The 24,559-nt window shown below is 65.4% G+C and carries 17 protein-coding genes and 1 pseudogene; 11 read left to right on the top strand and 7 right to left on the bottom strand.

What is annotated here, in order from left to right; translation table 11 throughout:
* Positions 1–195: 195 nt before the first annotated feature.
* On the bottom strand, positions 196–1,599 hold the full coding sequence (gene leuC, locus ACLP25_RS05370) for a 3-isopropylmalate dehydratase large subunit (RefSeq protein WP_442468194.1): 1,404 nt from the start codon (positions 1,597–1,599) through the stop codon (positions 196–198).
* A gap of 132 nt (positions 1,600–1,731) precedes the next feature.
* On the opposite strand from leuC, the gene ACLP25_RS05365 reads away from it, so the two are divergent.
* From ACLP25_RS05365 to ACLP25_RS05340, 6 genes are all read left to right on the top strand, one after another.
* Positions 1,732–1,959 (top strand): hypothetical protein, encoded by a 228-nt coding sequence (locus tag ACLP25_RS05365; RefSeq protein ID WP_442468193.1) that lies wholly within the window; start codon positions 1,732–1,734, stop codon positions 1,957–1,959.
* Positions 1,960–2,084: 125 nt separating this feature from the next.
* Positions 2,085–3,887, top strand: a complete 1,803-nt coding sequence (locus tag ACLP25_RS05360; RefSeq protein WP_442468192.1) for an FAD-dependent oxidoreductase — start codon at positions 2,085–2,087, stop codon at positions 3,885–3,887.
* Entirely contained in the window at positions 3,857–5,695 is a 1,839-nt protein-coding gene (locus tag ACLP25_RS05355; protein ID WP_442468191.1) for a 2-oxoacid:acceptor oxidoreductase subunit alpha, read from the top strand. The genes ACLP25_RS05360 and ACLP25_RS05355 overlap by 31 nt, the downstream gene beginning before the upstream one ends.
* On the top strand, positions 5,692–6,747 hold the full coding sequence (locus ACLP25_RS05350) for a 2-oxoacid:ferredoxin oxidoreductase subunit beta (protein WP_442468190.1): 1,056 nt from the start codon (positions 5,692–5,694) through the stop codon (positions 6,745–6,747). The genes ACLP25_RS05355 and ACLP25_RS05350 overlap by 4 nt, the downstream gene beginning before the upstream one ends.
* 270 nt (positions 6,748–7,017) lie before the next feature.
* The gene (locus ACLP25_RS05345; RefSeq protein WP_442468189.1) at positions 7,018–9,477 is read left to right on the top strand and encodes a DEAD/DEAH box helicase; all 2,460 of its coding nucleotides are present in this window, start codon (positions 7,018–7,020) and stop codon (positions 9,475–9,477) included.
* A gap of 570 nt (positions 9,478–10,047) precedes the next feature.
* A complete protein-coding gene (locus ACLP25_RS05340) occupies positions 10,048–10,671 on the top strand; it encodes a LuxR C-terminal-related transcriptional regulator (protein ID WP_442468188.1) in 624 nt (207 codons plus the stop codon).
* Positions 10,672–11,389: 718 nt separating this feature from the next.
* On the opposite strand, the gene guaA is transcribed toward ACLP25_RS05340, so the two are convergent.
* The 4 genes from guaA to ACLP25_RS05320 all read right to left on the bottom strand — a co-directional run bounded on the left by guaA (position 11,390) and on the right by ACLP25_RS05320 (position 15,434).
* Positions 11,390–12,955 carry a glutamine-hydrolyzing GMP synthase gene (gene guaA, locus ACLP25_RS05335; protein WP_442468187.1) on the bottom strand — a complete coding sequence of 522 codons (1,566 nt, stop codon included), beginning with the start codon at positions 12,953–12,955 and terminating at the stop codon, positions 11,390–11,392.
* A 47-nt stretch (positions 12,956–13,002) separates the two neighbouring features.
* A complete protein-coding gene (locus ACLP25_RS05330; RefSeq protein ID WP_442468186.1) occupies positions 13,003–13,536 on the bottom strand; it encodes an NADPH-dependent FMN reductase in 534 nt (177 codons plus the stop codon).
* 153 nt (positions 13,537–13,689) lie between these two features.
* On the bottom strand, positions 13,690–14,694 hold the full coding sequence (gene cobS / locus ACLP25_RS05325) for a cobaltochelatase subunit CobS (protein ID WP_442468185.1): 1,005 nt from the start codon (positions 14,692–14,694) through the stop codon (positions 13,690–13,692).
* Between the two features lie 110 nt (positions 14,695–14,804).
* Positions 14,805–15,434 carry a DnaJ domain-containing protein gene (locus ACLP25_RS05320; RefSeq protein WP_442468184.1) on the bottom strand — a complete coding sequence of 210 codons (630 nt, stop codon included), beginning with the start codon at positions 15,432–15,434 and terminating at the stop codon, positions 14,805–14,807.
* A 120-nt stretch (positions 15,435–15,554) separates the two neighbouring features.
* Here ACLP25_RS05320 and ACLP25_RS05315 point away from each other — a divergent pair, with 120 nt between their 5' ends.
* Both ACLP25_RS05315 and ACLP25_RS05310 read left to right on the top strand, forming a co-directional pair.
* Entirely contained in the window at positions 15,555–15,845 is a 291-nt protein-coding gene (locus ACLP25_RS05315; RefSeq protein WP_442468183.1) for a BolA family protein, read from the top strand.
* The gene (locus tag ACLP25_RS05310) at positions 15,845–16,396 is read left to right on the top strand and encodes a hypothetical protein (protein WP_442468182.1); all 552 of its coding nucleotides are present in this window, start codon (positions 15,845–15,847) and stop codon (positions 16,394–16,396) included. The genes ACLP25_RS05315 and ACLP25_RS05310 overlap by 1 nt, the downstream gene beginning before the upstream one ends.
* A 26-nt stretch (positions 16,397–16,422) precedes the next feature.
* On the opposite strand, the gene ACLP25_RS05305 is transcribed toward ACLP25_RS05310, so the two are convergent.
* Together ACLP25_RS05305 and ACLP25_RS05300 are read right to left on the bottom strand one after the other, a co-directional pair.
* Positions 16,423–19,536, bottom strand: a complete 3,114-nt coding sequence (locus ACLP25_RS05305; protein ID WP_442468181.1) for an efflux RND transporter permease subunit — start codon at positions 19,534–19,536, stop codon at positions 16,423–16,425.
* Between the two features lie 11 nt (positions 19,537–19,547).
* Positions 19,548–20,879 (bottom strand): efflux RND transporter periplasmic adaptor subunit, encoded by a 1,332-nt coding sequence (locus tag ACLP25_RS05300; RefSeq protein ID WP_442468180.1) that lies wholly within the window; start codon positions 20,877–20,879, stop codon positions 19,548–19,550.
* Positions 20,880–22,062: 1,183 nt separating this feature from the next.
* On the opposite strand from ACLP25_RS05300, the gene ACLP25_RS05295 reads away from it, so the two are divergent.
* The 3 genes and pseudogenes from ACLP25_RS05295 to ACLP25_RS05285 all read left to right on the top strand — a co-directional run.
* Complete coding sequence (locus ACLP25_RS05295; RefSeq protein WP_442468179.1) at positions 22,063–22,317, top strand: hypothetical protein; 255 nt, start codon at positions 22,063–22,065, stop codon at positions 22,315–22,317.
* A gap of 139 nt (positions 22,318–22,456) precedes the next feature.
* Positions 22,457–23,647, top strand: a complete 1,191-nt coding sequence (locus tag ACLP25_RS05290) for an ABC transporter substrate-binding protein (RefSeq protein WP_442468195.1) — start codon at positions 22,457–22,459, stop codon at positions 23,645–23,647.
* 322 nt (positions 23,648–23,969) lie between these two features.
* A pseudogene (locus ACLP25_RS05285) lies at positions 23,970–24,559 on the top strand (hypothetical protein); the annotation flags it as partial.

Here is a 24,559-nt window from a genome sequence, read left to right as displayed (position 1 = left end):
ATTTCCGGAATAGGTATCCCCGGAGACTTTTCCGCCAACAATCGTTTGAGGCCTTGTGAGAGCCTCGCTTCAATCGGAATAACTGTCTTCAGCTTTTCCAAGAGGAGGTTGGTTTTCTTGAGATCGTCGATCATCAATCGTCCTTGGCTGGGGGAGGTCCGTCGCAAGCTGATCGGTCGCTGCGGTCTTTGGTCGCTACCGCCAAGTCCTCACGTCCACGAACCGCCCCGCGATCGCCGCGGCCGCCGCCATCGCGGGCGAAACGAGATGCGTGCGGCCCTTGTAGCCCCGGCGGCCTTCAAAATTGCGGTTCGAGGTCGAGGCGCAGCGCTCGCCGGGCGCGAGTTTGTCCGGGTTCATGGCGAGGCACATCGAGCAGCCGGGCTCCCGCCACTCGAAGCCGGCGGCAAGGAAAATCTTGTCGAGCCCCTCGGCCTCGGCCTGGGCCTTCACCAGGCCCGAGCCCGGAACAACCATGGCGTTGACCCGCTCGCTCACTCTCCGCCCTTCCGCGATCTTCGCCGCGGCGCGCAAATCCTCGATGCGGCCGTTGGTGCAGGAGCCGATGAAGACCCGGTCGATTGCGAGGTCCGCAATCTTCTCGCCGCCCTTGAGACCCATGTAGTCGAGGGCGCGCTGGATCGAGGCGCGCTTCTGCTCGCTCGCCGCGTCCTCGACGCGCGGCACGCGCCCCATGATCGTTGCGACGTCCTGCGGGCTCGTGCCCCAGGTGACGATCGGCGGCAGTTCGGCCGCATTCAGCCGGACCTCGGCGTCGAAGTGGGCGCCGTCGTCCGTGCGCAGCGTCTCCCAATAGGCCAGCGCCTGATCCCACAAGGGGCCCTTGGGCGACTTCGGTCGGTCCTTGAGGTATTCGAACGTCTTCGCGTCCGGCGCCACCATGCCGGCGCGCGCGCCGCCCTCGATCGACCTGTGGCCGACCGTCATGCGGCCTTCCATCGAGAGCGCCTCGATCGCCGGGCCGCAATATTCGATGACGTGGCCGGTGCCGCCCGCCGTGCCAATCTCGCCAATGATGGCCAGAATGATGTCCTTGGCCGTGACACCCTCGGGCAGCGCGCCGTCGACGCGGACCCGCATGTTCTTGGCCTTGGACTGGATCAGCGTCTGGGTCGCGAGCACATGCTCGACCTCGGAGGTGCCGATGCCGTGGGCCAGCGCCCCGAAGGCGCCATGGGTCGAGGTGTGGCTGTCGCCGCATACGATGGTCGTGCCCGGCAGCGTAAAGCCCTGCTCCGGCCCGATGATATGCACGACGCCCTGACGCCGGTCGAACTCGTCGTAATATTCGATGCCGAACTCCTTGGCGTTGGCGGCGAGCGTCTCGACCTGCTGGCGGCTTTCCGGGTCGGCGATCCCGTGGCTGCGGTCGGTCGTCTGGATGTTGTGGTCGACGACGGCGAGCGTCTTTTCCGGCGCGCGCACTCTTCGGCCCGCCATGCGCAGGCCTTCGAAGGCCTGCGGACTCGTCACCTCGTGGACGAGATGGCGGTCGATGTAGATGAGGCTCGAGCCGCCCGTCGTCTCGATGACATGATCGTCCCAAATCTTGTCGTACAGCGTGCGGGCCTTGGCCATGAACGTCTCCGGGGCCGGTTTCTCGGCGCGAATGGGGGAAGGTTGAGGTCGGCGCGCCTTTTATGCCGATTGTGGCAAAGACGGAAGGGGCCCGCTGCGCCGCGTCGGGCGTCCGTCGAACCAGGAGAACCCATGACGACCGCCAAACGTTATGCGGACGAACTTGTCGACCTTGCAAAAAGCGACGCTAGCGTTCCCGACGGGCTCGTCCATTTCCAGCAGATCTTCGACGCCTACATGATCGAGACGCCGGGAGGCTTCGTCGACAAGCGGAAGGCTCTGCTCGACGCCTTCAGCGCCAGGTCGCCCGGCGGCGAGCTCGCCGACCTCATCATCGACAAGCTCGGCGGCATGCCGTGAGCGCGTCCGCGGCGCTTTGCCGCCTTTCACGATTGTGAAGGCGTTTTTGCAATCATTGCCCGAGAATCGGCGTATGAGTAGGGTTTAAGCTTCGGGGATGGGGCGAGCGGGGAGGATGCGGGGTCGTGCAGGCGACTGACGTCAAGAATCCGGACTACTTCCACAAGATCGTCGATTGCCAATGGGCCTGTCCGGCCCACACGCCGGTGCCGGAGTACATTCGCCGCATCGCCCAGGGCGATTATCGGGGCGCGTACCTCATCAACTGGAAGTCGAACGTCTTCCCCGGCATCCTCGGGCGCACCTGCGACCGCCCGTGCGAGCCGGCCTGCCGACGCGGACGCCTGGAAGAGCAGCCCGTCGCCATCTGCCGATTGAAGCGCGTCGCCGCCGACCGCAAGGAGGAGGTCGCGGGCCTCCTGCCCAAGGCGCCCGACGAACGCAACGACAAGCGGGTCGCCTGCGTCGGCGCCGGCCCCGCCTCGCTCACCGTCGCCCGCGACCTCGCCGCCATCGGCTACGAGGTGGTGGTGTTCGATTCCGACTCGCGCGCCGGCGGCATGATGCGCAGCCAGATCCCGAAGTTCCGCCTGCCGGACGAGGTGATCGACGAGGAAGTCGGCTATGCGCTGTCGACCGGCGGAACTTTCATCGCCGCCCGGCGCATCACCAGCCTCAAGGCGCTGCTCGCGGATGGCTATGACGCGATCTTCGTCGGCTGCGGCGCGCCGCACGGGCGCGACCTCGACATTCCCGGCCGGGGCGAGGCGTCGCGCAACATCCGCATCGGCATCGAGTGGCTGGCGAGCGTGTTCTTCGGCCATACCCACAAGATCGGGAACCGCGTTGTGGTGTTCGGCGGCGGCAATACCGCGATGGACTGCTGCCGCAGCGCCCGCCGGCTCGGCGGCCAGGAGGTCAAGGTCGTCGTGCGCTCGGGCTACGCCGAGATGAAGGCTTCGCCTTGGGAGAAGGAAGACGCGGTCCACGAGGGCGTCGAGATTTTGAACTGGCTCACGCCCAAGGCCTTCACCCACGAGTCCGGCAAGCTCACCGGCGTCGTGTTCGAGAAGGTGAAGCCCGAGAAGGACGAGCGCGGCCGCCGCCAGCTCGTCCCGACCGGCGAGCCGGACGTCCATATCCCCTGCGACGATGTGCTGATCGCCGTCGGGCAGGAGAACGCTTTTCCCTGGATCGAGGCGGACCTCGGCATGAAGCTCAACCGCAACGGGCATCCGCAGGTCGATCCGGTGACCTTCGCCTCGAGCCTCCCCGGCGTGTTCTTCGGCGGCGATGCGGCTTTCGGGCCCAAGAACATCATCACCGCGGTGGCGCACGGCCACGAGGCGGCAATCTCGATCGACGCCTATTGCCAGGGGCGCGATGCGCGCGTTCGTCCGCCGCCGATGACCAATCTCGTCAGCCAGAAGATGGGCCTGCACGAGTGGTCCTACGATCACGCCATCACGGTCGACCGCCGCCATGTCGTGCCGCAGGTCGAGCGCGCCGCGGCGCTCCGCAACCTGCGCACCGAGGTCGAGCTCGGCTTCACCCTCGAGCAGGCGCTCGGCGAGGCGCGGCGCTGCCTCAACTGCGACGTGCAGACCGTGTTCTCCGCCCCGGCCTGCATCGAATGCGACGCCTGCGTCGACATCTGCCCGATCGACTGCATCTCCTTCGTGCCGAACGGACCGGAGGACGAACTGCGCCGGTCGCTGAACGCGCCTGCGGTCAATCTCGATCAGGCGATCCTCGTCTCCGAACCGGTGAAGAGCCTGCGCGTCATGGTCAAGGACGAGGACCTGTGCCTGCACTGCGGCCTGTGCGCCGACCGCTGTCCGACCGGCGCCTGGGACATGCAGAAGTTTTCTCTCGACATCGCGCAAGCGGGACAGTCATGCCGATCGAAGCCATCAACGATTTCGTGATCCGTTTCGCCAATGTGAACGGCTCCGGCTCCGCAAGCGCCAATCTTTTGTTCGCGCGGTCGATCCTGCGCATGGGCGCGCCGATCGCGCCGCGCAACATCTTCCCGTCCAACATCCAGGGCCTGCCGACCTGGTACGAGGTGCGGGTGAGCGAGCGCGGATGGCTCGGAGCGAGAGGCGGCGGCGCCGACATGCTGGTGGCGATGAACCCGCAGACCTTCGCCCAGGACGTCGCAGCGCTCGCCCCCGGCGGCTACCTCTTCTACGACTCCACCCGCCCGCTGCCGACGACCATGACGCGCGGCGACATCGCCGTGCTCGGCATGCCGCTGACCGAAATCTGCGCCGCGCACTATCACGAGCCGCGCCAGCGCCAGCTCTACCGCAACATGGTCTATGTCGGCGCCCTGGCGGCGCTGCTCGACATCGACTTCGCCGTGCTCGAAGAGCTGATCGCCGAGCGGTTCAAGGGCAAGGAGAAGCTGATCGAAGCCAACGGCCGCGCCTTGCGCCTCGGCTATGAGGACGCTCAGATTCGCTTCGCCTGCCCACTCGGCATCCGCGTCCAGCGCAGCAAGGCGGTCGGCGACCGCATCCTCGTCGAAGGCAACTATGCCGCCGCGCTCGGCGCGCTCTACGGCGGGGCGACGGTCTGCGCCTGGTATCCGATCACGCCCTCGACCTCGGTCGCCGAGGCCTTCGAGCGCCTGTGCGGCCGCTACCGGATCGACTCCGCGACCGGCAAGAAAAACGTCGCCATCGTTCAGGCGGAGGACGAGATTGCGGCGATCGGCATGGTGGTCGGGGCGGGTTGGAACGGCGCGCGCGCCTTCACCGCCACCTCCGGCCCCGGCGTGTCGCTGATGCAGGAGTTCTTCGGCCTCGCCTACTTCGCCGAGGTTCCCGTGGTCGTGATCGACGTGCAGCGCGGCGGGCCTTCGACGGGCATGCCGACGCGCACGCAGCAGTCCGACCTCCTCATCTGCGCCTTCGCCTCGCACGGCGACACCAAGCACGTGCTGCTCATTCCCGACGGCCCCGGCGAGGCGTTCGAATTCTCCGCTGAGGCCTTCGACCTCGCCGAGCGGCTGCAGACGCCGGTATTCGTCATGCTTGACCTCGACATCGGCATGAACTCGCATCTTTCGGCGCCCTTCCAGTGGGACGGCGAGCGGACTTACGACCGCGGCAAGGTGCTCAGCTCCACACAGCTCGAGGAGATCGCCGAGTTCGGCCGCTACAAGGACGTCGACGGCGACGGCGTGCCCTACCGCACGCTGCCGGGCGGGCATCCGACCCTCGGCGCTTATTTCACCCGCGGCACCAGCCGCGACCGCTACGCGCGCTACACCGAAGACCCCGCTCCTTATGTGGACAACATGGAGCGCCTCGCGCTCAAGTTCGAAACGGCGCGCAAGCTCGTCCCGCAGCCGGTCGTGAGGCCCGCGTCGTCGCCGAGCCCGATCGGCGTCGTCTATTACGGCTCGACCTCGGCCCCGATGGACGAGGCCCTCGCCCTGCTCGCGGAGGCGGGCCTGGCCGCGGACGCCCTGCGCATCCGCGCTTTTCCGCTATCGCCCGAGATCGCCGACTTCGTGCGGGCGCACGAGCGCGTGTTCGTCGTCGAGCAGAACCGCGACGCGCAGATGCGCACGCTGATGGCGAGCGACCTATCGCTCGATCCGGCAAAGCTGACGTCGATCCTCCATTACGGCGGCGCCCCAATCACGGCGCGCTTCATCGCCGACGCCATCATCGGGCGACTCAGACCCGCCGCCGCTCCGCTGATCCTCGAGGACGTGACATGACCTTCCAAGGCAAGCCGAAGTTCCGGCATCCCTCGATTCCGACCAACGCGCTCGGCTTCACCCGGCGCGACTACGAAGGGTCGATGTCGACGCTCTGCGCCGGCTGCGGCCACGATTCGATCACGTCGGCGATCATGCACGCCTGCTTCGAGCTGGCGGTGCCGCCGCACCGGGTCGCCAAGCTCAGCGGCATCGGATGCTCATCGAAGACGCCGACCTACATGCTCGGCCAGAGTCACGGCTTCAACTCGGTGCACGGCCGGATGCCCTCGGTGCTGACGGGCGCCTATCTCGCCAACCGCGACCTCATCTATCTCGGCGTCTCAGGCGACGGCGACACCGCGTCGATCGGCCTCGGCCAGTTCTGCCACGTCATGCGCCGAGGCGTGCGCATGGTCTACATCGTCGAGAACAACGGCGTGTACGGCCTGACCAAGGGCCAGTTCTCCGCGACCGCCGACCGCGGCTCGAAGAGCAAGAAGGGCGTGCACGCCGAAGACTCGCCGATCGACCTCGCGGCCGTCGCCATCCAGCTCGGCGCGACCTTCGTCGCGCGCAGCTTCTCGGGCGACAAGGCCCAGCTCGTGCCGCTGCTCAAGGCGGCGTTCCAGCATCGTGGCGCGGCCTTCATCGACGTGATCTCGCCCTGCGTCACGTTCAACAACCACGAAGGCTCGACGAAGAGCTACGACTACGTGCGCGAGCACAACATCGCGGTCAACGCCCTCGACTTCATAACGGGGCGCGAGGCGATCGAGATCGACTACGCCGAGGGCGCGGCCCAGGCCGTGACGCTCCACGACGGCTCGACCATCCACCTGCGCAAGCTCGACGCCGAGCACGATTTCTCCAACCGCGGCGAGGCGCTGACCATGCTCGAGAACTGCCGCGAGACCGGCGAGATCCCGACCGGGCTCCTCTATCTCGACAAGGACGTCGACGAGCTGCACGACACGCTCGGCACGACCACGCGCCCGCTGAACGCGCTGACCGAGGCCGAGCTCTGCCCCGGCCCGAAAGCGCTCGCCGCAATCAACCGGTCGCTGAGGTAGCGGCTGGAGGGCGATGACGCTGACGGCCGCCGCGGCGGCCGAGGGCGCAGCGAGCGACGCGATGAGAAAAGCGCAGCCGGCGGCTCGGCTTAGCTGGCGAGCGCGCTCGACGTCCAGTCTTCCGATCGGCGTCTGGCCTCGCGTCCGTGCGCGCTCCCGAACCGGACATTTCCGGAAGCTGTCGACAAGCGCGTCGATCCTCTCGCCAGAACCGCGCCTTTCCGTCACGCTACCGGTTACATCCTCCCTTGATTCGCCGAAGGTCCGGCCATGACGAAAAAAACCAGCAAGGCTCGTAAGGTCCTTGAGAAACCGCAGATCCTCGGCTGGAAGACCAGCGATGACGACGAAATTCGGCTTCGCCAGTGGCGAGGACAGGCCGACCTCGCGAAGATCGAGGCGCTGGAGCCGCAGTTCGGCCCCTTCGGCGCGTTTCGGGTGCGCTCGACGACAGGCGGCTCCTACGACGTCGAGATCCGCGATCTTGTTGGCCGCATCAATTCCTGCGGCTGCGTCGACCATCGCGTCAACGGTCTCGGGACCTGCAAGCATATCGAGGGCGTGCTCGCGGCGCTCAGGAAGAAGCTCGGCGCGCGAGCCTTCAAGGCGGCCGCGGTCCAAGGCTCGCCACGCGTGGAAATTTTCCTTGCGCGTGAGGGCGATCTGGCCCCCGCCATCAACATACCCGTGTCGACCCCTGATCAACGTGCTTTTCTCCATCCCTACCTCGGAGCGGATGGCGCGCTGACTTCCGATCCGGATCTCCTTGCGGTTCTGTTCGAGAAGGCGGCGTCGGCCGCGCCCGCCGGAATCCGCATCTCGCGCCATCTCGGGCCCTGGATCGAGCGCGCCAAAAGGCTCGCGGCGCGCGAGACGGCGCGGCAGAAATTTCTCGCGGCGGCCCAGTCGAATGGCGATGGCTTCAACGTCGTCAAGCTCCCGCTCCTGCCCTACCAGCGACAGGGCGCGGCGCACCTCGCCTTCAACGAACGGGCGCTACTGGCGGACGAGATGGGTCTCGGCAAGACCGTGCAGGCCATCGCCGCCTGTGAGATTCTTGCGCGCGAGAAGGGGATCGAACGCGTGCTCGTCGTCTCGCCGACCTCCGTCAAGGCCGAATGGGAGGAGCAGATCGCCCGCTTCGCCGACCGGACGACGCGCTTTGTCGCCGGGCTTTATCCACAGCGGCTGAAGCTCTATCAGGATCCGGCGCCCGCCTTCTTCACCCTGGTCAATTACGAGCAGGTGGTGCGCGACGCCGACGACATCAACCGTTTTCTCAAGCCCGACGTGGTCATTCTCGACGAGGCCCAGCGCATCAAGAACTGGCAGACCAAAACGGCGCGGCGGGTGAAATCGCTCGTCTCGCCCTACGCCTTCGTCCTCACCGGCACGCCGCTGGAGAACCGGATCGACGAGACCTATTCAATCGTCCAATATCTCGATCCCGAGATTTTCGGCCCGCTGTTCCGCTTCAACCGGGACTTCTATGAACTCGACGAGCGCGGACGGCCGGCAGGCTACAAGAACCTCGACCAGATGCATCGGCGCCTCGGCGGCGTCATGCTGCGGAGGCGCAAGCGCGACGTCGAGGACGAGCTTCCGGGCCGCATCGAAAAGACGTACTTCGTCCCGATGGCGGAGGAGCAGGCCAAGCGCTACGGCGACTACGAATATTTGGCCCGCCGGCTTGCCTCCATCGCGCAGCGCCGGCCGCTGACGAAGGAGGAGTTCGACCGCCTGCAGCAGTATCTCGCCTGCATGCGCATGATCTGCGACACGCCGGCGATCCTCGATCCCGAATGCCGCGTCTGTCCCAAGCTCGAAGAGCTCGAAGGCGTGCTCGGCGAGCTGTTCGAGGAACCCGGGCGCAAGGTCATTGTCTTCTCGGAATGGGTGAAAATGCTCGACCTCGTGCGCGGTCTTTCGCGCGAGATGGGCTTCGATCACGCGTGGCATACCGGCGACGTGCCCCAGCTCAAGCGCCGGGCCGAGATCGCCCGCTTCCGCGAGGACCCGGACTGCCGGCTGTTCCTGACCTCGGACGCCGGCGCGACCGGCCTCAACCTCCAGATGGCCAGCGCGGTCATCAATCTCGATCTGCCGTGGAACCCGGCGAAACTCGAGCAGCGCATCGCGCGGGCCTGGCGCAAGGGCCAGAAGAATGCGGTGACGGTGGTCAATTTTGTCACCGAGAATTCCATCGAGCATTCGATTCTGCATCTCCTCGCCCACAAGCGGACGCTCGCCGACGGCGTGCTCGATGGGACGGCGGACTTCTCCGCCCTCGCGCTGCCCTCCGGCCGCGCAGCGACGATCGAGCGCATGCAGCAGATGCTCGGCAAGGGCGAACCGATCCGGATCCGGACGCTGCCGCCAGAAGAGGCGCTGGTCGAGGAGATGAAGGCGCGTCACGGCGCCGGCCTCGTTCACGCCGAGCTTCGCGCGGAGCGCCTGTTCCTCGTCCTCGACGCCGACTCCTCGGGCATCGCGGCCGAGCGGACGCGGCTTGCCGCCTCGACGCCCCCGACGGAAATCCTCGATCGCTCTGCCTGGGAGACCCTGAGCCGCCTCGCCGACGCCGGCCTGATCGGCTTCACCGACTCGCGCGCCCGCATCCTCCACCAGACCGGCGCGAACGGGGGTGAGCGCGCCGACGGAGAAGACGGGACGAAGCCCGCCCCGCCCGCGCGACCGCCCGACCGGCGCGCCGAGGCTCGCGCGGCGTAAGGAGTCAATTTTCCTCATCCGACGCTATAGGCTGTCGACAGAAGGGCGTTCGCCCGCCCGCGCCGATTGCCGCGAGCGGACGATCGTCGTGGCGACGAGACTGTGCTCGACGTCGGCGCCGGACACGGACTGATGGTGATCCCGTCGCCCATCGCGTCCCGCGCGGGCGCTTCGTCGCGCTCGACGTCTGGAGCGTGCGCGACCTCTCAGACAACACGATCGAGCGTTCCGCGCTCACGCCGAGCGCGCGAGCGCGCGCTGACAGAGGTCCGCACGTCACAGCGCCGGTTCAGTCAGCCCCGCATGGTCGTTGGGCCGGCGGCCCGCCGGGCAGCGGAACAGGCGCTCGGATTCCCGGAGCACGATCGGTTCGCCAGCCTCAGGACGTCGTCACGCCAGACGGTCACGCCAGCCTTATGGTCATTGAAGCGAATTAATATAATTTAATGAATTAAAATGGAAACGGCAAGAACGTCAATGCTAGAGCCTACGTTTGCTCCGGCGGGGATTCATGCAATGCTTGACACCACTCCTGACGACGTACCCATAAATCATGATCACGTGACTGCCGTGACTGCCGATACTTTTGTCGCGTTGGTCGAAAGCCGCCTGTTCCTGAGGGAGTGCATGGGGCGCAGCATACATTCGGCGTTCTCGGTTCCAGTCGTCACGTTTTCGTCGTTGTCGGAACTCGGGGAGCATCCTCGCGCTGCCTCAGCCGCTCTCGTCGTCCTGTCCTTGATAGAGGCCAGCCGGGAGGCGTGGGCGAGCGCACTCAAGGACCTGGCGGAGGGTGTGTCACGCCGCCCGGTTGTCATCCTGGCTTCGACGAACGACGTCGAGCTGGCTCGCGCCGCCATCCGACACGGCGCGAAGAGATACATTCCGCTCACGATGGGACTCGACATCGCGGTTGAGGCGATCCGTTTCGTTCTGGTCGGCGGGACTTATGCCCCCTCGGACCATCTTTTCGCGGCGGATTCCCTCGGACCTTCGCCCCAGAAGGCGCTCCAGCCGGTCGGCGTTCTCACTGTCCGCGAACAGTCGGTCGTGAGAGGGATCAAGGAAGGCAAGTCGAATAAGGTCATCGCCTACGAGCTCAATATGTGTGAAAGCACGGTGAAAGTCCACGTGAGCAATGTCATGAAGAAGTTGAAGGCGAAGAATCGAACCGAGGTCGCCATGAAGGCGTAGACGCGCCGCCGCGCTCATGGGGCCGCGGTTCGCTCTGATGGAGACAACCGACTTCCACGAGCGCAACAGGCGCGTGATGACCCCGAGCCTCGCCGAATGGGGAGCGTGATGATTCCGAATTTCATGAATAATATTTCCGAAAACCAGAAACCGTGCTAGGGTTCAGAGATGGCCGAGCACGCTTCCGCACGATCCCTCTCCCGTCCTGCGCGGGCACAGCTTGCTCGCTCTGTCGTTTCGGACGACCCCCAAGAGCGACGCTGCAACGGCCAAGCGCTTGCGCGTGCTGCAGCGGCGTCGCAAGCCCTTGGAAGCACTCGAAATGGCAATGGGCAGGTCTTGCAGAGACTTGGCATGGATTTGGGGTCGGCGCCGCTTCGGCTTGGGTTCGGCGCCCCGTGCGCTTGGGTTCGCGGCTCCGTCCGCAATGACGGTCGAACCTCGTCCCCGCCGTTGCGACTGCGGCGCGTCTGCGGATCGGAAAAACCGCCGCAAGCCTCTGAAAAGGCTCGAGTCGGAGTTGCAAATGACAGGCGCGAAGTCCCTTACTCGAGTCCGATGGCTCGTCGCGTCGATTGCGTCCGCCCTGGTGACGCGTCGATGACCGCGTCAGCCGCGATCAGCGATCGCGGCTATAGGCCGCAAACGTGACGAAGGGACAGAAAGCGGCGCCCAAGCCGTTGAAATCGCCCGCGCCTTGCCAGGACTGCGCGGGCTCCTACTCCCACTCGATGGTGCCGGGCGGCTTCGAGGTCACGTCGTAGACGACCCGGTTGATCCCCTTGACCTCGTTGATGATCCGGGTCGCGGTGCGGGCCAGAAAGGCCATGTCGTAGGGGTAGAAGTCGGCGGTCATGCCGTCGACCGAGGTCACCGCGCGCAGCGCCACGACAGAATCGTAGGTGCGCCCGTCGCCCATGACGCCGACGGTCCGCACCGGCAGGAGCACGGCGAAGGCCTGCCAGATCTTGTCGTAGAGGCCGGCCTTGCGGATCTCCTCGAGGTAGATGGCGTCGGCCTTGCGCAAGATGTCGAGCTTCTCCCGAGTCACCCCGCCGGGACAGCGGATGGCGAGGCCGGGGCCGGGAAACGGGTGGCGGCCGACAAAGGGCTCGGGCAGGCCGAGCTCGCGCCCCAGGGCCCGGACCTCGTCCTTGAACAGCTCGCGCAGCGGCTCGACGAGCTTCATCCGCATCCGCTCGGGCAGGCCGCCGACGTTGTGATGGCTCTTGATCGTGACCGAGGGGCCGCCAGTGAAGGAGACGCTCTCGATCACGTCGGGGTAGAGAGTCCCCTGCGCCAGAAACTCGACCGGGCCGCGGCCGTCGCTGGCGATGCGCCGCGCCTCGGTCTCGAACGTGTCGATGAACAGCTTGCCGATGGTCTTGCGCTTGGCCTCCGGCTCGTCGAGCCCTTCGAGCGCGCTCAAGAAAGCGTCCGCCGCATCGACGTGGACGAGCGGGATGTTGAAATGGCCGCGGAACAGGCTCACCACCTGCTCCGCCTCGCCCTGGCGCAGGAGGCCGTGATCGACGAAGACGCACGTCAGCTGGTCGCCGACCGCCTCGTGGATCAGCACCGCCGCGACCGCCGAATCGACCCCGCCCGAAAGGCCGCAGAGGACTCGGGCCTTGCCGACCTCTCCGCGGATGCGGGCAATCTCCTCGGCGCGGAAGGCGGCCATGGTCCAGTCGCCTTTGAGGCCCGCGACCTTATGGAGGAAGTTGGCGATCAGCTTCGCCCCGTCCGGCGTGTGAACGACCTCGGGGTGGAACATCGTCGTGTAGTAGCGGCGCGTCTCGTCGGCGGCGACGGCGTAGGGCGCGTTCTCGGACACGGCGTAGACCCGGAAGCCCTCGGGCAGGCGGGTCACCCGGTCGCCGTGGCTCATCCACACCGGATAGCGCCCGCCCTCCTCCCAGACGCCGTCGAACAGGGCGTTCGTCTCCAGAATCTCCACGTCCGCGCGGCCGAACTCGGCGGCGTGTCCGCTCTCGACCTTGCCGCCGAGTTGTTCCGCCAGCGTCTGCTGGCCGTAGCAGATGGCGAGGATCGGGACCCCCGCTTTGAAGATCGTCTCGGGCGCGCGCGGGCTGCCGGCTTCCGGGACCGACGCCGGGCCGCCGGAAAAGATCACCGCCTTGGGCTTGAGGCGCTCGAACGCCTCGGCCGCCTTGCTGAACGGGTGGATCTCGCAATAGACGCCGGCTTCGCGCACGCGCCTGGCGATGAGCTGCGTGACCTGGGATCCGAAGTCGACGATGAGGACGAGGTCGCGCTGCATTCCGACCCCTTAGGCCAAAAGCGCGCCGGCGCGCAATGGCGGCAGGCTCAGGGTTCCTGCGAGGCCGCGATCAGCGCGTCGAGGACATGGCCGAGCCGCCGCGCGCATGTGGGGTCGGCGGCGATCTCGTCAGCGCTGGTCGCCTTGCCCGTCAGCGGCAGGGTAATGAACGCGTCCGCCAGAAAGCGCGCGGCCATGGTGGAAAGGATCTCGCGCAGGTCCGCTTGGGCGTGGTAGGCGCGCGGCGAGGCGTTGATCAGCACGACCCTTTTGCCGGCGAAGGTCTCGCTCGACACCAGCCAGTCGAGCGCGTTCTTGAATACGCCGGGCACGCCATGGGCGTATTCGGGCGCGGCGATGACGACAGCGTCGCAGGCCCCGATCATGGCGCGAAGCGCCTGGACCGTCTCGGGCTTGGACGAATCCTCGACGTCGTCGTCGGGGTTGTAAGGCGGCAGCTTGGCGAGGTCCTGGTAGACAAGCACCCGCACGTTCTCAGGGGCAAGGCGCGCGAGCGCCTCCAGAGCCGCCGTGTTGGTGGAGCCCTTGCGAAGGCTGCCGGAAATCGCGAGGACGCGCATGGGTCAAGGTCCAATTGCGGATTCGACTTCGGTTCCGGCGGGCCGGCGGCGCGTCAGATTCATCGGGCGCTCCGCGTGAAACTGTCCGGACCGTCGGCTCGCCGCAATACGACTATCCGACGAACGGACCGGACGGCCCTCTTGGCCCTGTCCTCAACTCAGCGCGACGTTGAGGGCGCTCTCGGGGAGCTCCTGTCCGAAGCAGCGCTGGTAGAACTCGGCGACCAGGGTGCGCTCGATTTCGTCGCACTTGTTGAGGAAGGTCAGGCGGAAGGCGAAGCCGACGTCCTTGAAGATATCGGCGTTCTCGGCCCAGGTGATCACGGTGCGCGGGCTCATGACCGTCGACAGGTCGCCATTGATGAAGGCGTTGCGGGTCAGGTCCGCCACCCGCACCATCTTGTTGATGACGTCGCGGCCGTCCTTGCGCGCGCGGTGGGCGGGCGACTTCGCCAGAACGATGTCCACCTCCTTGTCGTGCGGCAGGTAGTTCAGCGTCGCCACGATCGACCAGCGGTCCATCTGGCCCTGGTTGATCTGCTGCGTGCCATGATAGAGACCCGACGTGTCGCCGAGGCCGACCGTGTTGGCGGTGGAGAACAGCCGGAACGCTGGATGCGGGCGGATGACACGGCGCTGGTCGAGCAGCGTCAGCTTCCCCGACACTTCCAGCACGCGCTGAATGACGAACATGACGTCGGGACGGCCCGCGTCGTACTCGTCGAAACACAGCGCAATGTTGTTCTGCAGCGCCCATGGCAGCATGCCATCGCGAAACTCAGTGATCTGCTTGCCGTCCTTCAGCACGATCGCGTCCTTGCCGACGAGATCGATGCGCGAGACGTGGCTGTCGAGGTTGATACGGACGCAGGGCCAGTTGAGCCGCGCGGCGACCTGCTCGATGTGCGTGGATTTGCCGGTGCCATGATAGCCGGTGATCATGACACGGCGGTTGTAGGCGAAGCCCGCCAGGATCGCGAGCGTCGTCTCGCGATCGAACAGATAGTCGGGATCGAGATCGGGCACATGCTCGTCGGTCTCGCTGTAGGCCGGCGCTTCCATGTCCGAATCAATGCCGAAAGCCTTCCGCACAGATACGTGCGTATCAGGCAGACCAGGCGTGGGCTCGGCTGGCGCCGGCGTCTCTCTCGAATTCATCGATCCTCCACGCTCCGACCTCCATAGGAAGGAGCGGCTCTCTCTTAACCAAATCCGGTCCGCGGCAAAAGCCGTCCCTTTGAGCCTGCAGGCTGACAGGGTTCTGCGCGTCAAACCAGCTTGTTGGCTCGCAGATAGTTATAGGCCTGGATGATCTCGCGCAATTTGCCTTCAGAGGACCGGTCGCCGCCATTGGCGTCAGGATGATGACGTTTGACCAGATCCTTGTAGCGCGTCTTGATCCTGGCTTGCGTCGCCTGACCGTCCAGTTCGAGGGTCATCAGAGCCTTCAGCGCGAGCGCGTTGTACCGCTGTGGCGGCTCGGTTTGGGGCGCCTTGCCGCGCACGCCTCGCCGGCGCGAGGCTCGCGCCTCGGCGAACACCGTTTCGTCGACATGGCTCGCCGCCGCCCGATCGCCGAGCTTCCAGGTCGGCCGGTGGCCGATCGCGTCGTCTTTGCGGAACTTGGCCATCGACTCGTCGTCCATGCCGCGGAAATAGTCGTAGGTCGCGTTGTATTCGCGCACATGGTCCTTGCAGAACGAGAAATATTCCCCTTCGCGATCCCGGCCTTTTGGCGCGCGAAAAACCCCCTCCTCCTGGCAACCGGGATGGCTGCAAGGGATCTTGGCGTTCGGCTTTTCCGGAGCGCTCCTGGCCGGTTTGACCCGAATGCGATCGAACAGAGGCGAGTTCAGATTCATGTCATGACGTTTATGAGCGTGGTCGTCGTCGGGCAAGCCCCAATTCCTCCTTCGCACGCGGCCCCCTTCGATGCTGACCGCGGTGAAAAACACGTTCTGCCGGACACCGACGTGCGTTATCTAGTGTCTCCGGCCGGCGAATGGGAGAGCGAAAGCATGACGATGCAGGAAAGAATTGTCGCGCGTTTGACGGATGCGCTCAAGCCGGAGAAACTCGCCATCGTCGACGAATCGGACCGCCACGCAGGCCACGCCGGCGTCCGCGGCAACCCGGGTCATGCGCGCGGAGGCGGCGGAACGCATTACCGGGTGACGATCGTTTCGCCGAAATTCACGGGCTTGAGCCGGGTCGCGCGACATCGTTTGGTTTACGACCTCCTCCCGGCGGAATTCGCCGATGGCCTACACGCGCTCGCCCTCGAGGCGAAGGCGCCCGGCGAGCCTTGATGGTCGCCGCGCCCGAATCCTTCGGCCCCTACATTATCACGCTGGCCCCCGCCGAAATCGAGGCCGTTGCCTCGCGTTACGGATTGCGCGAGGCTTTGGGCGGAAGGCTGACGGCACGCCATCACGCGCCGGTCGCGGCGTTCATCCTCGCGCTTCTGTTCGCCGCAATTCTCGCGCTGACCGGCCTCATCAGCCGTCGGGCTGGAGAGGCCGCCTTTCTCATCGCCGCCGCAGCATTCATGATCCAGCGGCTCACGACCCACCGAAGCATCTGGCGAGCCCGGAACAAGGGACGCGCCGAGGTCGAGCGTTTTCTGTCCGGCCCGGTGACGACGACGTTCGACGCAAACGCGGTGGTCCAGACCAGCGGCGGGGAATCGCGTCGGCTGGACTTCGCCGATTGCCGGGAGGCCGAGGAGACCGGCGGCCTCGTGTATCTTTGGGGTCGGGAAGGAGCGCCGGTCGTCCTGCCCAGCCGTGCAATGGCCGAGGGCCAGTCCGCCCGGCTGGTCGCATGGGCCAGAGGCTGGATGCGGACGCCAAATCTTTAGGTCGCTCGACCCTCCGCAGTCGGCGCTCACGGCGCCTCCGTCGCGTCGAAGTCGGAAGCCAGATGACCGGCCGCCCGCTCGCGCGCAATCGCCGCGGCATGATCGCGGGCAAGGAACGTATAGACCATTGGCGTCACGAACAGCGTGAACATGGTACCGATCGCCATCCCGGCGAAAATGGTGAGCCCGATGTTGAAGCGCGACGCGGCCCCCGCACCCGACGCGACAATGAGCGGTATCACGCCGACGACCATCGCCGCCGTCGTCATCAGGATAGGGCGCAGCCGCACGGCCGCGGCATGCTCGATTGCTTCTCGCCGCGACATGCCGCCATGCTCCTGCATGCGATTGGCAAAATCGACCATCAGGATGCCGTGCTTGGAGATCAGGCCAATGAGCGTCACGAGCCCGATCTGCGAATAGATGTTGATGCTGGCGAACCCGAGGAAGCCCCCGACATTGAGCGGGAGAAGCGCGCCGAACAGCGCCGTCGGCAGCGCGATGAGGATGATCAGCGGATCCCGGAAGCTCTCGTACTGCGCCGCGAGCACCAGATAGATGACGATCAGCGCGAAGAGGAAAACGTAAACCAGCGCGTTGCCTTCCTGCTCGTACTGACGCGAATCGCCGTTGAAGTCGTAGGAGTAGCCTTCCGGGAAGATCTCCTTCGACTTCTCCTTCAGGAAATCGAGCGCCTCGCCGAGCGTGCGGCCCGGAAACGGCACGCCGGAAATCGTCGCCGAGTTGAGTTGCTGGAAGCTCGTCAGCGCATTCGGCTGGACTTCGTCCGATACGGTCGCAACCGCCGAGAGCGGCGCAAGCTCGCCGTTGCGCGTGCGAAGCTGGTAGCGCGTGAGCCAGTCGGGCGTCAGCCGGAACTCGCGCGGCGCCTGCGGGATGACCTGATAGCTGCGCCCATAAAGGCTGAACAAATTGATGTAATTGCCGCCAAGCATCGTGGCGAGCGCATTGCCGACATCGGCCATGTTGATGCCCATGCTGTTGGCCTTGTCGGCGTCGACCTTGAACACGAATTGCGGCGTATCGAACTTGAGGTCGACGTCGGTGAACAGGAAAAGCCCGCTCTGCCGAGCGGCGTCCTGCATCTTCTGCGCGACGTCGGCGAGCGTCTGGTAATCGCCGGTGGTCCGAATGACGAATTGCATCGGCGCGCCGCCGGTCGAGCCAGGCAGCGCCGGCGGGGAGAAGGCCTGAACCTGCGCCTGAGGCACTTTGAGGAACCGGGGGCTGAGGTCGGCGAGCACCTGCTTCTGGGTGCGTTGGCGTTCGTCCCAATTCTTGAGGATGATGCCTGCGAAAGCCTGGCGCACGCCGGCGGAGCCGTTGATGACGAAGGAATGCGCCATCTCCGACACGTCCCTGATCTCCTCGATCAGCCGCTTCGTCGCTGTCTCGGTGTAGTCGAGGTTGCCGATCTGCGGGATCTTGACGAGGGTCAGCAGGAAGCCCTGATCTTCCTCGGGCGCGAGTTCCCGCGGTGTCGAAAGATACATGACGGCCGTCAGCGCAAGGATGCCGACCAGGACCAGCGCTGTCAGCGCGCGAAAATTGAGCGTCGAATTCAGCCGCCGCTGATAGGCTTGGCGCAGGCGGTCGAACGCCCGATCGACGAAGCGGCCGAACCAGCCCTGGTTCTGGTCGTGACGAAGGAGCTTCGAGCACATCATCGGCGAAAGCGTCAGCGCAATAAAGCCGGAAACCACGACCGAGCCGGCAAGCGTGAAGGCGAATTCGCGGAACAGCGCACCCGTCACGCCCGCGACGAAACCGATCGGCGCGTAGACGGCGGCCAGCGTGATCGTCATCGCGACGACCGGCAACGCGATTTCGTGGGCGCCTCGGATCGCCGCGTCGAACGGCGTCATGCCGCCCTCGATGTGGCGATGGATGTTTTCGACCACGACGATCGCGTCGTCGACGACGAGACCGATGCCGAGCACGAGCGCGAGCAGCGTCAGAAGGTTGATCGAATAGCCGAGGCCGAGCAGCGCGATCATCACCCCGATCAGCGATAGCGGGATGGTCACGATCGGAATGAAGGTCGAGCGCAGGTTGCCGAGGAACAGAAAGATCACGACGATGACGATGATCGCCGCTTCGATCAGCGTCTTGGCGACCTCGTAGATCGAGGCGCGGATGAACTTTGTCGAATCGTATGCAATCGTCGCGTTCATGCCGGGCGGCAGCTGTTGCTGAATGCTCGGCATGAGGGCGTTGACGCCGTCGATCACGGTCAGCGGATTGGCCTCGGGCGTGCCATAGATGCCGATGAACACAGCCTTGAGCCCGTCGAACACCGAGGAGGTGTCTGACGTCTGCGGCCCGAGTTCGATCTTCAGCGAGACGTCGCCGAGCCTCACCAGGGCGTCGCCGTGGGTCGCGATCACCATCTCGCTGAAGGTCTTCGGGCTGTCGAGCGAAGTCAGCGCGTTCACGCTGATCTGGGTATAGTCGCTCTTCACCTCGCCGGCCGCGGTGGTGAAATTGTTGGCCGCGAGCGCCGCACGCACGTCGTTCGGCGTGACCCCCTGCGCGGCCATGCGGATCGGGTCGAGCCAGATGCGCATCGCGAACGCCTGACCGCCGAGTATCTGAGCGTTGGCGACGCCGTCCACCGTCTGCAGGCGCGGCTGGACGACGCGCGTGAGATAGTCGGTGATCTGCGAGGGCGTCATCACCGCGGAATTGAAGCTCATGTACATGAGCGCGAAGCCCTGGCCCGTCTGCTTGACGACCACGGGATCGTTGGCCTCGCGCGGCAGAAGCCCGCGCACCTGATTGACCTTCGACAGCGTGTCCGCCATCGCGCGGTCGGGATTGGCGTCGAGCCGTAAGTTGAGCGTGATGGTCGAGACGTTTTGCTGCGAGGCGGAGACGAGCGTGTCGATGCCTTCCGCGCTCGCCACCGCCTGCTCGATCGGCGTCGTTATGAAGCCCTTTATGACGTCCGCCGCCGCGCCCGGGTAGGTCGTCGTGATGGTGATCGTCGTGTTCGAGGTTTGCGGGAACTGGCGGACCTGCAACTTGAACCCGGCCATCAGCCCGATGAGCAGAATCAGCAGGCTCACGACGCTCGCCAGCACTGGACGGCGGATGAAGAGATCGGTGAAGGCGTTCATCGGCGCTCAGCTCATTGGAGCGGCGTCTGAGCCGGCAGCGGGAGGGCGGGACGTTCGTCGAGCGTAACGGGCATGTTGGCCTGCAGCTTGATCTGGCCAGCGGCGACCACCTGCTCGCCCTCCTTCACGCCTTCGGCGATGGCGATGCGCTCGCCGCGGGTGGCGCCGAGCCGCACGAAGCGCCGCTCGACCTTAAGTCCGCCGCCCGTCGCCGGCGCGCCCGAGCCCGCGCCGCCAGGCTCGGGCTTCGGCGCCGGGACGACGACGAAGACGTTGTCGCCGTAGAGGCTGTAGACGATCGCGGTGCGCGGCAGGGTCAGCACCCGGGCCGGCGCGCCAGTCGTGACGGTCAGGTTGGCGAACATGCCCGGCAGGAGGCGGCGGTCGGGATTGGCGAACTCTGCGCGGATCGTGACGTTGCGTGAATCGGCGCTGACGCGGGCGTCGATCGCCTTGATCTTGCCGGTAAAGATCTGGCCGGGCGCCCCGCCGACCGTCATCGTCACCTCCTGCCCGACAGCAAGGGTCGCCAGCGCCGCCTCGGTCACCGGGAAATCGGCGTAGATCGGGTCGAGTTGAGTGAGCGTGGCGAGCGGCGTCCCGACCGCCGCGAACTGGCCGAGATCGGCGTTGCGGATGCCGATGCGTCCGCTGAACGGCGCCCGGATCGCCTTCTGCGCGATGATGGCCTGCGTGCGCTGGACCGAGGCCGCGGCGCTGTCGCGCGCCGCAAGCGCCGAATCGAGCGTCGCCTGCGGCGTGTTGCCGCCCTGCACCAAGGTCCTCTGCCGGACAAGCGTCGCGTCGGCGTTCAGCAGCTGCGCCTTGTTGGCCGCGAGATCCGCCTGCTCAACCGAGTCGTCGAGATTGATGAGCAGGTCGCCCTCCTTCACGTCCTGGCCGGACTCGAAGTGGATGACCGAGATCACGCCCGCGACCTGCGGAGCGATGAAGATGCCCTGATAGGCGCGCAGGGAGCCGATCGCGCTGAGTTGCGGCGGCCATTGCTCGTACGTCGCCGGCTGCGCCCAGACAACGGTGGGCTTCGGCGCGAAGGCGGCCGAAATGAAGCCTCTGACCATGGTCGGCTTGATGAAGAACTGGAAGTAGGCGAGGCCGGCCGTGATCGCGGCAAGCAGCGCAAGCGTGACAAGAAACACGACCGGACGGCGGATACGAAGCGGGAGAGCTCGGATCGCGATCAGCGCGACACAGATCGCGGCGACCACACCGAAAGCGACCGCAGGCGCCGGCAGGGCCAGGCGACCCGTCTTCGCCGCGGCGCCGACGCCCAGCGCGGCGAGCGCAACAACCAGCAACACCCAATCGATCACGCGTCTCATCGCCGCCCGCGGCTCTTTCGGATCGCGTCGCAGCGGCCCTCGAAGCCGTCAATCTAACGGGCCGGCGCCGAACGCGCCAGTCGCGACGACGGAATGGCGGACATGCAGGCTTCGACGGAGGGCGGACCCGTCGGACTTGCCATTTTCGTCTCGGTTTTGAGGTTTTGCAGAGGGTTATGGCGCCATTTCGGTCCCGCCCTCGCGCCGGAGCGGCGCGATCCGAGCGGCATGGACAGGTCTTGCGCTTTTGGCGCGCCGCTTGTGATCTCAAAGGCTTAGGCGCCGAAACCTGTCACTTTGCAACGCCCAGGAGCCTCGCTGCCAGTGGATGCGCTGTCAGGACCAGACGAATGACCGCCGTCGGACCCGGCCGGCGCCCTCTGGGGCGCGCGACATCCGAGTCGCGAGATCTCCCCGGCGTTGAGGAGCGGGTGCGACAGCCTCTCGCCAACGGGATGGGAATCGCAAGCGCAAACGACGAGCATCCCGAGCCGATGAGGCGCCGAACCCAAATCCATCCTAACTTCCCGGAAGGTCTTCCTATTGCCCTTTCTAGATTTTTCAGGGGGTTGTGCGGCTTCGGCATTGCTCGCGAAATCTACGCTCGGGTCGCGGGGGCGGGGGCGGCGCTCGTCCTCGCGCGCGCCGCTTCCAGTATTCAACGATCCAAACAGCGATGGCGACGCAGATCCGACCCACGCCGTCGCAAAACGGCGCCGGCCTGAAGTCGCGCAAGTCTCAAGCTAGCACGAGTTTCTGATTCTCGAAAGAAAATGTCGGGCTCTTAGAGCGTTCGCTGTTGGCGGGACCCATGCGGACATCGAAGCGGGCTTACCGAAGCCGTCACGGCTGTCCCCGGATCACAGTCCGGGCTCGTCCCGGCCATCCACGTCGCGCAGGCGCCGTTCACAACGCGCTTATAGATGATGTAACGCAATCAGGAGCCTACCGAAAAGAGACAGTGTTTGCGTGAGTGGCCGGGACATCCCCGGACTCGTGATCTGGGGCGGCCATGACGCGGTGTCCCAATTGCTCGATCAACAGCCAAAAAGAGCAAAATGTCGACCCTCGCCCGAACACGTCTTCGGCCTGCCGCCGGCGCCGCCCCTCGCCAGACACGGCCGACCCGGATATGGTCATTTCCCGGCCGCAGAAGACGGCCTGATTCTGGGGAGATAAACCGATGATCAAGACCTTCGCGCTCGCCTCGCTCGCCCTCTGCCTCGTCGGCGCGCCGACGCTGGCTTTCGCCGACGACGCCTGCATGACGCAGTCGATGGACAAGAAGCTCGCCGGCGCGGCCAAGACCAGCTTCATGACAAAGTGCGAGCGGACCGCCTGCGAGGGCCAAGCGACCGACAAGAAGCTCGCCGGCGCGGCCAAGACGTCGTTCGTCAAGAAATGCACCAGCGACGCCCTGAAAGCGGCGACGATGTAACCCGTCCCGCTTCGGGGCCGCGCCTCAGCCGTCCCACGGGCCGACCCCTAACGGTCGCGATCGTCGACGGCCCGACGGGGCTTGCGCGCAACTCGCTCAAGCGATGCGGAAAACGGCGCCGAGGAGGTTCGTCATGGGTCTGCGCGTCCTCGTGATCTGCCTTCTCGCGACGCTCGGTGCGGCGATGTCGGCGCGCGCCGCCGATTCCTTCCTCATCGGCGTGATGAACGACGAGTCGGGCCCCTACGCGGACCTCGCGGGCCCGGGGTCGGTGGAGATGGCGCGCATGGCGATCGAGGACTTCGGCGGCGCCGTCCTCGGCAAGCCGATCGAGCTCCTCGTCGCCGACCATCAGAACAAGGTCGACGTGGGGCTCGCGATTGCGCGCCAATGGTACGACGAGCGCAACGCCCGCGGGATTTTCGACATCACCAATTCCGGCGTGGCGCTGGCGATCCAGGCGCTGGCGAAAGAGCGCAACCGGCTCGTCATCTTCGACTCCGCCTCGTCCTCGGATCTCACCGGAAAGGCCTGCTCGCCGAACGGAATCCAGTGGAACGCCGACAACTGGTCGAACGGCGTCGCGTTGATGCGGCTGCTCATTCAGCAGAAGCTCGACAGCTTCTTCTTCATCACCGCCGACTACGCCTTCGGCGCCTCGCTCGAGGCCGACGCCCGCGATGCGATCGCCAAGGCCGGCGGGACGGTGGCAGGCTCCGTGCGGTCGCCGCTCAACACCGCCGATTTCAGCTCGTATCTGCTCGCCGCGCAGGCCTCCGGGGCCAAGGTGGTCGTGTTCGCCATCACCGGCGCCGATCTCTCGAACGCGCTGAAGCAGGCGAGCGAATTCCATCTCGCCCCGGCGCAGTATCTCGCGACCCCGATCACCTATCTCAGCGACGTCAACGCGCTGGGCCTCGACGTGGCCCACGACCTCACCTTCATGCAGTCCTGGTACTGGGACCTGAACGACGACACGCGCGCTTTCGCCAAGCGGTTTTTCGCGCTTCGGGGCCGCATGCCGAACGACAACCAGGTCGCGCTCTATTCCGCCGTCCGCCATTATCTCGAGGCCGTCGCGAAAGCGGGAACGGACGACACGGGCGCGGTTGCGGAAGCGATGCGCGCCGCGCCGATCCACGACGTCTTCACCGAACACGGGATCATCCGCCCCGACGGCCGCGTGCTCTACGACCGGTACCTGATGAAGGTGAAGTCGCCCGACCAGTCGAAATATCCGTGGGACTATTTGACGGTCGTGGCAAAAATCCCGGCCGCCGAGGCGTTCCGCCCGCCGGGCGCCGCCGGCTGCCCGCTCGGCGCGCCGTAGAGCGGCCCATGCGTCTTACCGCTTGCGGAATAACGTGGCGGTGTCGCTCAACGGCGGGAAGCGCTCATTCGAAGCCGCCACGTCGATGACCGGATTGCGCAATTGGCGGTTATTCACCTGAAGGCTCGGCGAACCGGGGCGAATCGACCCGAGGCGGCCCCTCGACGCCTGAGCGCACAAGAAATATCACGAAGCCATCGGAAATCCGTTGCGGTCACAAATGAAAAAGACGCACATCCGACAAAGCCGGTTGCGCTGCGCTTTTTCACGCGACGCTAAAGTAAGCGGCCGCCGATGATGCGGCGCCGAACAGAGGGGATCAATGACGGCAGCGCATTGGATTCGCCAAACGGAAGTATCTTGGCCGCTGGCTGCCTGGACAACCTTCGTCGTCGGAGTTGCGGTGGGCATCGCCGCCTTCGACATGCGCCAAGCCTCTGTCGATGTGGTTTTCTCCGATACATGGGGTTATATTCATATGATCGACGGTTTCCTTTCCGGAAATTTCGATCCTGCGGAGTTTTTCAAGGCCCACAATCAAAATCGGACTGCGATTCTGGTCGTCGCACTTTTGACCTCCACCCGATTTGACCATTTCAATCAAAGGAATATTGAGCTCCTAAGTCTCTTATTCGCCTTCATGACGCTGGGAAACTTTCTTTACCTAGCGTTTACGCTCATTAAGGACCGCCCGCTTGCCAAAGGCGTCATCGTGCTGATCAGCAGCCTCGCCATTTTTTCGTTAGTCCAATGTGAGAATTTCCTGCTGTCGATTAATTTTGTATTCTTTTCTACGGTCGCTTTCTCGATCACATCGATTTTTTTTATTGCGTGGTTACTTTTCGGCGACGATCGAAAAATTTCAAAGGCCGCGATATTTACCGTTTACATCGTTCTGTTTGAGCTTGCTTT

The sequence above is a fragment of the Roseiarcus sp. genome, from assembly GCF_052145395.1.
In the GTDB taxonomy this organism is placed as follows: domain Bacteria; phylum Pseudomonadota; class Alphaproteobacteria; order Rhizobiales; family Beijerinckiaceae; genus Roseiarcus.
This window is presented reverse-complemented; position numbering and strand designations above follow the sequence as displayed.